The organism is Deinococcus frigens DSM 12807, from assembly GCF_000701425.1.
Lineage (GTDB): Bacteria > Deinococcota > Deinococci > Deinococcales > Deinococcaceae > Deinococcus > Deinococcus frigens.
Genome location: NZ_JNIW01000090.1, coordinates 1 through 8,892, shown reverse-complemented (window position 1 = coordinate 8,892; position 8,892 = coordinate 1). Strand labels below are relative to the sequence as shown.

Here is an 8,892-nt window from a genome sequence, read left to right as displayed (position 1 = left end):
CGCAGGGCACGGGTGACGAGTGGACCGTAAATGCTGGTGGGGTCTATGGCTGGATTCTCCAGCCACCGACGAACTCGGCGTTCGGTGCTCTGGGCGAACGTGGCACGGGAGTGAATGTAAGGGAGCCAGGCGGGGATGGAACTACGCTGGGAGAGCAGCAGGCCCGTGACCATCCAAGCCAGCGTGTGGGCGTTGCGGACGTCATTCCACAATCCACTCTGGAGGTGGGCGAAGACGGCTTGATAAAGTCGGGGCGCGTCCCCGGTGGCATTTTCGGTTGTCACAGGTAGAAAGTGTCCCCTACCGGGGACGCTTTCTCATACTTTGTGTCAGGCCGTCAGGATCCCAGATACACGCCGTCCACTACCTTTGAAACTTTTGCCTTCCCTCACCCTTCGCCCGTACAGCGCGAGGCCATAGAGAAGGCGGCGCGGCAACTTGAGAATGTGCGGGCGCATCTGTTGGCACAACAAGACCCATCCAGAAAGGTCAACACGGGCGCACTGAAGGCCGGGCAGGAAGTTACAGCCAAATCCCTGACGCTGACCGGGGCTTACAACCTACTGGCCGACTACCGCAAGTCGGGAACGGAAGGCATGGCGGGGATCAAATCGCTGGCCCCCGCCCATGACACGCTGGACGCGGCGGTGGCGGCGGCCTACGGCTGGGACTGGCCCCTGCCTGAAGACGAGATGCTATCCAAACTGCTGGCCCTGAACCTGCTACGCGCGGCAGTCGAGGACGTGCACCGCAAACAGGAAGAGACAGAGGCGGCCCGACTGCGCGAACTGGAGAAGACCCAGAGGGCGGAACAGCACGCCGCAGATAAGGTACAGAAGGCAGAGCAGCGCAAATCAGACGCGGCAGCCCTGGCCGCCCAGAAGAAAGCAGAGCGGGCAACACGTCTGGACGAAGTGAACCCGGCAGACTGACCGCGTGCTGCCGGGGTAGGTTGCCAGACTGCCAGTATTCCTTCTAACCCCGCTGGACGCGGTTTTATTTGTGGCGCTCCACTTTTGCCACAATTCCGGTCCTGCCACGATTCGCCGGACTTACGGGCTTCCACGAAAAGACCCGCCCGGTGGGGGGCGGGTTTCAACTTGTGAAAGGACTTGAACTCAGGCAGCGAAGGCGCGGGCGGCGGGGTACAGGCTGGACAGGTGCGCCCAGACGGTGCGGGCCTCTGATTCCGTCAGTTCTGACAAAGTGGGCAGCGGGGACCACTCGCCCAGCGCGGCGGCGGCGAAGGCGTAGTGCTGGGCATGGGAGAGGCCCACCTTCCCCATGATCCGGTGAAGCTCGCACGCGCGGCCCTTCCCGATGGTGGGCGGCGTGTCCAGAACTTCGGCGGTCACGGTGAGGCGGTCAGCGCCGGACAGGATGCGCGCGGCGTCCAGTACATCCACCGGCTGCCCGTCCACAGTGGCCGTGAAGCCGCCCTGGGTGCGGGTCATGGTCACGGTGTGTAAGGCCGTGCCTGTGACCACGCTGCACTCCCTGTAGGTGGTGTGGGCTTCCCAGGTGCGGGACAGGGCACGGGGTTTGGTAGTGTTCATCTTGCTCCTTTACTGCTGTGGGGGAGTCAGTCAGGGGCGCTTCTCTTCGCGGGGTAGGCGTCCCTGACTGCTGCTTGTAATTGTATGACTTTCTGATACTATGTGTCAAGAGGTGATACCATGACGGGAATGAATGAGACTGTACGACAGGGCGTAAAAGACACCATGAAAGCGCAGGGGCTGACCCACCAAGAGTTAGCGGACCTTACGGGGATCGAGCGCCCCAACATCACGCGCCTGCTGACTGGGGCCGTCGGGAAAGTGCCGGACAACTGGCAGCGGGTCTTAGACGCGCTGGGCCTGGAACTGGTGGCCGTACCCAAGAAGGACGGCAACCCATGACCACACCCAAGAAGGCGAAGGCACGCGGCAACGGTCAGGGAACGGTGCGTCAGGTGGGCAAGAAGTGGCGCTGGGAAATCACGCTGGGCTACCGCTCCAGCGGTTCGCGTATCTCGCGGTCAGGCTATGAGGAAACGAAGGGGAAGGCGGAAGCGGCGAAGAATGCCGCTCTGACGGACTACTCGCGCGGGCTGATCGGTGAGCCTGACCGGGTGACGGTGGCAGACTTCGCGGCCCTCTGGCTGAGGCGGCAGCATGACGTGACCGCGCGCACGGCGAAGAAGTACGGGCAAGAACTGGACTACGCGCTAGAACACATCGGGTCTATGCGCCTTCAGGACGTGCGCCCCCACCATCTGAAGGACGTGGTGGCCCGGCTGGTGGTGCGCGAGATGCGAAACGATACGCGCATGTCCCGGAGTACCCTGGGCCGGACCCTGACCCGGCTGCGCTCCCTCTTCCGGGAAGCGGTGGCGGATCAGATCATCTATGTCAATCCGGTAGACGGCGTGAAGCTGCCCAAGATCAGCGTGAATGAGGCGGCGTCGATTAAGGCGCTGAACCCGGATCAGGCGGCGCGGCTGCACACCATCGGCGCGGCCCTGTATGACGCGGGCCTGTGCCGATTGTGGCCCGCGCTGTTCCTCGCGCTGGGCATGGGCTTACGGCGCGGCGAAGTGATGGGCCTGAAGTGGGCTGACGTGGATATAGAGCGGGGAACGCTGCGGGTCCGGCAGACTCGCGTGATGGACGTGGAAGGCATCGTGACTGGCAACCCCAAGACCACCAATTCCCGGCGTGAGCTTCACCTTCCCGGCAGTGTGACGGCGCTGCTTAGGCAGCACAGGGACGCTCAGAAGGCAGAGAGACAGGGCGCCGGGGACGCCTGGCAGGAAGGCGGCGTGCTGTTCGCTACCGCTCTGGGAGAGTGGACGCATCCCGACAACCTGAACCGGGCGCTAGGTGCGGTGCTGGATTGGACAGACCCCAGGCGGGCAGGGCAGGACGGGCGGGGCAGCGTGTGGACCCGCGTACCGCGTGAGCTGCGCGCCGGACTCAAGGCGGCGGTGCTGGGCGGGGAACGGCTGCCCGGTATCTCGCCCCATGACCTGCGCCACACTTACGCGACCCTAGCCCTGCGGCATGGTGTCCCGGTGGAAGTGGTGTCAAAAAATCTGGGACACGGCAGCCCGGCCATTACCCTCACGGTGTACCGGCATGTCCTGGACGACGAGCTGCGCGCGACGGTGGTAGACCTCTTTCCCACCCTGCCCACTGCCCGGCTTCATGCGTCCGCGCTGCTGAACTGAAGCCGGTTACGCCATTGCTACGCCAAACGCGCAAAACCCCCTTCAGCTAAGAGGGGGTTTTTGCGTGCTGGACGTGGTGCACTCGACTGGAGTCGAACCAGTGACCTGCCCCTTAGGAGGGGGCCGCTCTATCCAACTGAGCTACGAGTGCCTGCGACCTCTGCCACCCGAGAGGGCCGGACAGAGCTGCGAAACCGGCCCTGAGATCCGTTTGGATCGGGGCCGCAGGGAGTATAGCAAAGGCGGGCAGGACGGACAGAACGGCTGCGTGAGACAAAAATGTAAGCCCGCTCTGGCTACACTCCCTTGAGGTTTCAGAGATGACCCATGCTGTGCACACCATGACGGTCCCGGTCCTGTTAGGCGTCGTTTCGACCAGAGCAGTAAAAATGACGCCGCAGGGACTGCTGGCGTGCGAACTGGCGGCGACATACCCTAAGGCTCCCAGTCTGATGTCCCAGACGGCCTCCATTGCCACCTGGGTCATCGGGGTGGGGGCCGGCGACTTCGCGTTCGGTGATCCCGAATACGTGTCCGCAGGGCTAGGCTACAGCCACGATCTCGGTGGCACCGGGGGGCAGGAGCGACTGCCGGGCGCAGTGGTGGGGGCTGCGGCGCTGCTGGGCGAGTACCGCGTGGCCGTGCAGGTGGAATGGCAGGGCCTGCGGGTGGCCGCTTGACTGGCCCGGTCAGGGGAATCAGGGGCTGGCTGCTGACGGCAGCGCTGCTGGGCGCGGGTTCGGCGGGCGCGCAGGACCTGGGGGCGTACCGGGCGCTGGCCGCCGAGCTGGACGGGGCCGTGACGGCGCGGGCCAGCTCGGCGGCCCAGGCGCTGAACCGGCTGGACGCGGCGAACGCCAAACTGGACAAGCTGGCCCCCAGCCTGCAAAATCGCCAACTGGTCAGTGCCCTGCGCGACTCGCTGGAACGCTCACGCGGCGCGCTGGCGCGCAGTCCGGCAGAGCTGGAGGCCCAGGTCCTGCTGGCGCGCGGCTTGATGCGCCGGGCGCTGTATGACCAGACGCTGGGCCTGCTGGCCAGCGCCCCGGCCAATGGCGCGGCGCAACTGCGGCTGCTGGCCGGGGAATTTGGCCTGAGCGGCGCGGCGGCGCAGGCGCTGGTGGACGACGGCGCGGCGGGCGAGTTACCCCGCGTGGCCTGGCGGCTGCAACGCGTGGCGGCCCAGAAGATCGGCGTGGCCCTGAACGCGGCCCAGCCCAGCCCGTCCCCCACCACCTACCTGAACCTGTCACGCGGTATGGCCTGGTTCACGGCAGTCCAGGACGCCGCCGGGGCAGGTGACCTGAAGGTCTCGCAGTTCGGCGACGCGCTGCGGCAATTGACGGCGGGCGATGTGGGGGCGCTGGGCACCTCGCTGACGGCGCTGCGGCAGGGCAACGATCAGTTTGTACGGTCACTGGCCGTAGCACCCAGAGACGCGGCGGTCACGCCGAAGCCGATTCCAGGTGCTGGAGCAGCCACCGCCGCTTCCAGGACCCCACCCCGGTCCACGGCCACACCCGCACGCCCGGCCAGGGCGGGCGCGGGCGAGGTCTACGCTGCGCTGGGCCGGGCGCTGACCGCCGCCGGGCACGGCGATCCCGCGCTGGCCCGCGAGCAACTCGGGCTGGCCGGGACCGCGCTGGCCGCCGCGCCGCTGGCGCTGCGCGGCGCACACGGTTACGGCGCGCTGGTGTTCGATCTGGGCGCGGCCCAGGCCCGCACGGCGCTGCGCCCCGACGACGTGCAGGCGCTGATCGCCAGCCTGACGGGGCTGGAACGCCGCGCCGCCGGTCAGCCGGTCAGCGCACTGGACCGCGTGTCTGCGGGCGTGGCGCGCGGTTTCGGGGGCTGGCTGCGGGTGCTGGTCTTCGCGCTGCTGGCGGCCCTGGCCACCGTGCCGCTGTACCTGCTGAATCTGGCTTTCGGCGGACGCAGCGCCCACTGGCGGGCCATCGCCTCGGGGCTGGCTCTGCTGCTGCTGCCGGTATTTCTGGAAGGGCTGTTCGGATTGATAGGGGCCATCGGCGACCTGAGCGGCGGCGCTGCGCTGCGGGCGGCCAGCAACTTCACGCTGACCCAGAACGCCTACGGGCCGCCACTGTGGGCCGTGTCGGCGGCGGTGGCGATTGCCCTGAGCACCCTCGGCTTGCGGGGCCTGTGCCAGCAGTTCGGGCTGCTGGGCCGGAGCGCGCCGCAGCAGGAAAACGCCGCCGCCCAGAGTCTGGACTGGGACGAGGACCTATGATGGAAGGTGGGCCATGTCGACCGCAGCCCGTGCCCGTGGCTCCCGGCGTCCCGGAGAAGTCATGCCTGACCCGCTGACCGGGAGGGGGGCACGCTTCAGACCAGATTCGGCGGCCTGCCGGTGCCGTCCATGACGGCCAGCGTGCAGCACTTGCTGGTCAAGATGCTGGGCGACCTGATCTCGCCAGGCGCGCTGGAACACCTTTTGCAAGAGGCCGCTGATCAGCGCGGCACCACGCCAGCCCGCATGGACGCCCGCACGCTGGAGGACGTCCTCAAGCGCGAGGTATTCAGGCGGCTGCAACTCAGCGTGCCCGCGCCGCTGGCCAAGCGCCGGGTTTCCGAGGTGCTGGCCGAACTGTTGCGGGCGGCCCAGGACCGCCTGCCAGTCAACGACGCCGCGCTGGGCGAGCTGGAGCAACACTCGCGGCGCTTCGCGCTGTACTTCGACTGGCCCGAGACCCAGCGCCTGCGCGGCGTGCTGGGCGTGGCCCGTCAGGAGCAGCGGGGCGGCCAGGACACGGCGGCCATGGTGCAGGAGGGCCGCGACCTAATCGCCCAGATGGACCGCCGCCTGCAAGAAGGGCTGGTGGTGCAGGCCCAAGACCTGGCCGAACTGCGCGCCACCTTCACGCGGGTGCAGGGCCTGGGAGGGCGCGAGGTGCGCCGCCTGGACGCCCTGATCGGACAGATCGACCAAGCCCAGACCCACAGCACGCTGCTGCCCGGCGAGGTGGACCGCGCCCGCATCCTGACCTACACCCTGCGCAAACTGCTGGAATCCTCGGTGGTCCAGGGCCTGGGCACCACCGACAGCGCCGAGGGCAGGCAGGCTCAGGCCGACGTGCTGGAACTGGAGCGCGAACACGTCCGGCAGGCGCTGGACACCGCCGAGCGCGAGTTCGCGCCGCTGCTGCTGGTGCGCCCGGACCTGCAAGAGCAACTGGCCGCCCTGCGCGGGAACAGCGAGCAGCACCCGCTGACGGCACAGGCGGTGGAGGGCTGGTGCGAGACCCTGCGCGCCGTGGTGGCCGAGGTCCTGAGCGAGCAGCGCGCCGAACTGGCCGTGCTGGAAGGCGAGCTGAGTGTCCACCCGGCGGGCGCGGACGCGGGCGTGCGCGTCTCGCTGGACACCGCGCGCCGCCTGCTGGACGGCAGTGCCCTGGCCAGCGACGACCTGCGCGCCCTGGGCACGGCGCGGAATGCCTTGCAGGCCAGTCCTGGCAGCGAGGCACTCGGAGACGAGGCGGGACTGAACGCGGGCCGCGGATTGCTGGAGATCGAGCGCAGCGCCCGCGACCTGCCCGGCGCGGCAGCCGAACTGGCCCCGCTGCTCGCAAAAGCCCAGGCTGCGCTGACGCAGGGTCAGCCGCTGGACCTGGACGCGCTGTGGGCCGTGCTGGAAGGCCACATGGGCGCGGCGGCCCAGGAGCGCGAGGGCTTCGACACGCGCGCTGCCCGGATCGTGGCCGAATACGAGGCCATGCGCGGCCTGGCCGGCGAGACCACCCAGCGCCTGGGCCGCCTGGCCGACACCCTGAGCGCCCAGCGCCACCTGGGACCGCTGAGTGCGGCGGCCCGCACCCACTACGCCCAGACCCTGGACGACGCCGAGGCCCTGCTGACCGAGGCCCAAGCCGAGGCCCACACCGCCCGGGAAGTTGCGGCCACCTTCGGCAGCGACGCCCTGAGCGGCCTGCCGGGGGCCGCCGAGGTCTGGACCTTGCAGGGCGGCCTGCTCCTGGGCGGCCCCGGGGACGAGATCACCGTGCCGTTGACCAAGCTGATCACGCTGGCCGGAGACATGGGCGTCACCGAGCTGACCATGCACAGCGCCGGACAGCGCTGGGAAGCCCGGCAGGACGCCGGGGGACGGTGGCAGGTAAGCCGCACGCGGCGCTAGCATCGGCGGCGATGCCTGCTTTCCCCACTGAACCTGGCCCGCTCGCGACTGGCCCGCTCGAAACTGGTCAGTCCCGCCTGCTGCGCGGCCCCGGGGAACAGCGCGACTTCGGGGCCGCGCTCACGCCCACCTTGCCGCCCGCCGCCGTCCTGTTTCTGGAGGGCGAGCTGGGCGCGGGCAAGACCACGCTGACGGGCGGACTGATCGGTGCGCTGGGTTTCACGCAGGCCGTGACCAGCCCCAGCTACGCCCTGATCCAGGTCTACCCCACCCCGGCGGGCCGCGCCCTGCATGTGGACGCCTACCGCGTGCGGAGCGTCCAGGAGCTGTACGAGCTGGACCTCGAAGACCTGATCGCGGGCAGCCGCCTGAGCGTCATCGAGTGGGGAGAGGGACTGTACGCCGACTACCCGGACGCACCGATCCTGCGGCTGGAGCATCTGGAGGGGGACGAGGAAGTGCGGCGGGTGACCCGCCTTCGCTGAGGCTCTACATCACCTGCGTCTGCGTGCCTGCTTCCCACGCCGTGATGGTCAGATCGGTGACTCCCATACCGTGTACGGCGGCCACTGCCTCGCCCACTGCCTCGCCCACTGCGGGCAACGCCAGATGCGCCCCCATGTCCTCCATGCTGGCCCACTGCTCGGTGATGATGAAGTGGCCCGGCGTCTCCAGATTCTCGGACACCAGGTAAAGCTGGCAGCCCGTTTCCTGGCGGGTGGCCTGCGCGATCTGGCCCAGCATCTGGCGAATGGCGTCGGCGTGGGCAGCGGGGGCGGTCAGGGTTCCGTGGGACAAGATCATGTGGGGTTCTCCTTTTGTGAGATCACTTTTTCCAGCTACTCAGACGGGCAAATAGGGCCATATCAATATCGCTGACAAACCATTGGTCTGGACGCCCAGGAAATGGGTTTTTTGTTCCTCGTTCAGTCAAGGCGTCGGCGATTAACTTGCAATCTCTGGCAAACCGCTGATACCCCTCTGGCGTTCGTTCATATCCTAACTTAGCTGTGTTTACGTCAAGGACTGGACAAAACTGAGGATATAGGAAGCGGAGATGCTTAGAGCCGAATGAAATCCTTAAGCCTGGTATTTCTACTATCTCTCTTATCGCAAGGTCAATGTGCCGATTGCCCTCATTCATAAAATTATGAGCAGCTAAAAATCTTGGAGGAATGCGTTCTGCTGGCTCGTACTTTTCATCAAGAACTCTTGTGTATACTAGGGCAAACCCACCCCAACGGCATACGTCCCGAATGAAGTCTTTTAAGAATGACCACCTGACGGCCTGACACAAAGTATGAGAAAGCGTCCCCGGTAGGGGACACTTTCTACCTGTGACAACCGAAAATGCCACCGGGGACGCGCCCCGACTTTATCAAGCCGTCTTCGCCCACCTCCAGCGTGGGTTGTGGAATGACGTCCGCAACGCCCACACGCTGGCTTGGATGGTCACGGGCCTGCTGCTCTCCCAGCGTAGTTCCATCCCCGCCTGGCTCCCTTACATTCACTCCCGTGCCACGTTCGCCCAGAG

9 protein-coding genes, 1 tRNA gene and 2 pseudogenes are annotated in these 8,892 nt (G+C 67.1%); 8 read left to right on the top strand and 4 right to left on the bottom strand.

Features of this window, described 5'->3' with window-relative positions; genetic code table 11:
- A pseudogene (locus tag Q322_RS22795) lies at nt 1–284 on the bottom strand (transposase); the annotation flags it as partial.
- 42 nt (nt 285–326) lie between these two features.
- Here Q322_RS22795 and Q322_RS21980 point away from each other — a divergent pair.
- A complete protein-coding gene (locus Q322_RS21980) occupies nt 327–932 on the top strand; it encodes a hypothetical protein (RefSeq protein ID WP_156953158.1) in 606 nt (201 codons plus the stop codon).
- A gap of 186 nt (nt 933–1,118) precedes the next feature.
- Here the strand turns inward: Q322_RS21980 and Q322_RS0118635 are convergent, their stop codons facing one another.
- Nucleotides 1,119–1,556, bottom strand: a complete 438-nt coding sequence (locus Q322_RS0118635; protein WP_051668761.1) for a hypothetical protein — start codon at nt 1,554–1,556, stop codon at nt 1,119–1,121.
- Nucleotides 1,557–1,685: 129 nt separating this feature from the next.
- Here Q322_RS0118635 and Q322_RS0118630 point away from each other — a divergent pair, with 129 nt between their 5' ends.
- Together Q322_RS0118630 and Q322_RS0118625 are read left to right on the top strand one after the other, a co-directional pair.
- Nucleotides 1,686–1,898, top strand: a complete 213-nt coding sequence (locus Q322_RS0118630) for a helix-turn-helix domain-containing protein (RefSeq protein ID WP_245593316.1) — start codon at nt 1,686–1,688, stop codon at nt 1,896–1,898.
- Nucleotides 1,895–3,208 (top strand): tyrosine-type recombinase/integrase, encoded by a 1,314-nt coding sequence (locus Q322_RS0118625; protein ID WP_029479374.1) that lies wholly within the window; start codon nt 1,895–1,897, stop codon nt 3,206–3,208. Before Q322_RS0118630 ends, Q322_RS0118625 begins: the two co-directional genes overlap by 4 nt.
- Before the next feature lie 74 nt (nt 3,209–3,282).
- Here Q322_RS0118625 and Q322_RS0118620 read toward each other — a convergent pair.
- Nucleotides 3,283–3,359 (bottom strand) — tRNA-Arg (locus tag Q322_RS0118620).
- A 169-nt stretch (nt 3,360–3,528) separates the two neighbouring features.
- On the opposite strand from Q322_RS0118620, the gene Q322_RS0118615 reads away from it, so the two are divergent.
- From Q322_RS0118615 to tsaE, 4 genes are all read left to right on the top strand, one after another.
- Entirely contained in the window at nt 3,529–3,888 is a 360-nt protein-coding gene (locus tag Q322_RS0118615) for a hypothetical protein (protein WP_156953157.1), read from the top strand.
- Nucleotides 3,861–5,456 (top strand): hypothetical protein, encoded by a 1,596-nt coding sequence (locus tag Q322_RS0118610; RefSeq protein WP_156953156.1) that lies wholly within the window; start codon nt 3,861–3,863, stop codon nt 5,454–5,456. The genes Q322_RS0118615 and Q322_RS0118610 overlap by 28 nt, the downstream gene beginning before the upstream one ends.
- A gap of 129 nt (nt 5,457–5,585) precedes the next feature.
- Nucleotides 5,586–7,358 carry a coiled-coil domain-containing protein gene (locus Q322_RS23965; protein ID WP_051668760.1) on the top strand — a complete coding sequence of 591 codons (1,773 nt, stop codon included), beginning with the start codon at nt 5,586–5,588 and terminating at the stop codon, nt 7,356–7,358.
- Nucleotides 7,359–7,369: 11 nt separating this feature from the next.
- Nucleotides 7,370–7,843, top strand: a complete 474-nt coding sequence (gene tsaE, locus Q322_RS0118600) for a tRNA (adenosine(37)-N6)-threonylcarbamoyltransferase complex ATPase subunit type 1 TsaE (protein ID WP_051668759.1) — start codon at nt 7,370–7,372, stop codon at nt 7,841–7,843.
- Between the two features lie 4 nt (nt 7,844–7,847).
- Here tsaE and Q322_RS21975 read toward each other — a convergent pair whose 3' ends face one another.
- On the bottom strand, nt 7,848–8,162 hold the full coding sequence (locus Q322_RS21975; protein WP_051668758.1) for a putative quinol monooxygenase: 315 nt from the start codon (nt 8,160–8,162) through the stop codon (nt 7,848–7,850).
- Nucleotides 8,163–8,695: 533 nt separating this feature from the next.
- Here Q322_RS21975 and Q322_RS0118590 point away from each other — a divergent pair.
- Nucleotides 8,696–8,892, top strand: a pseudogene (locus tag Q322_RS0118590) (transposase); the annotation flags it as partial.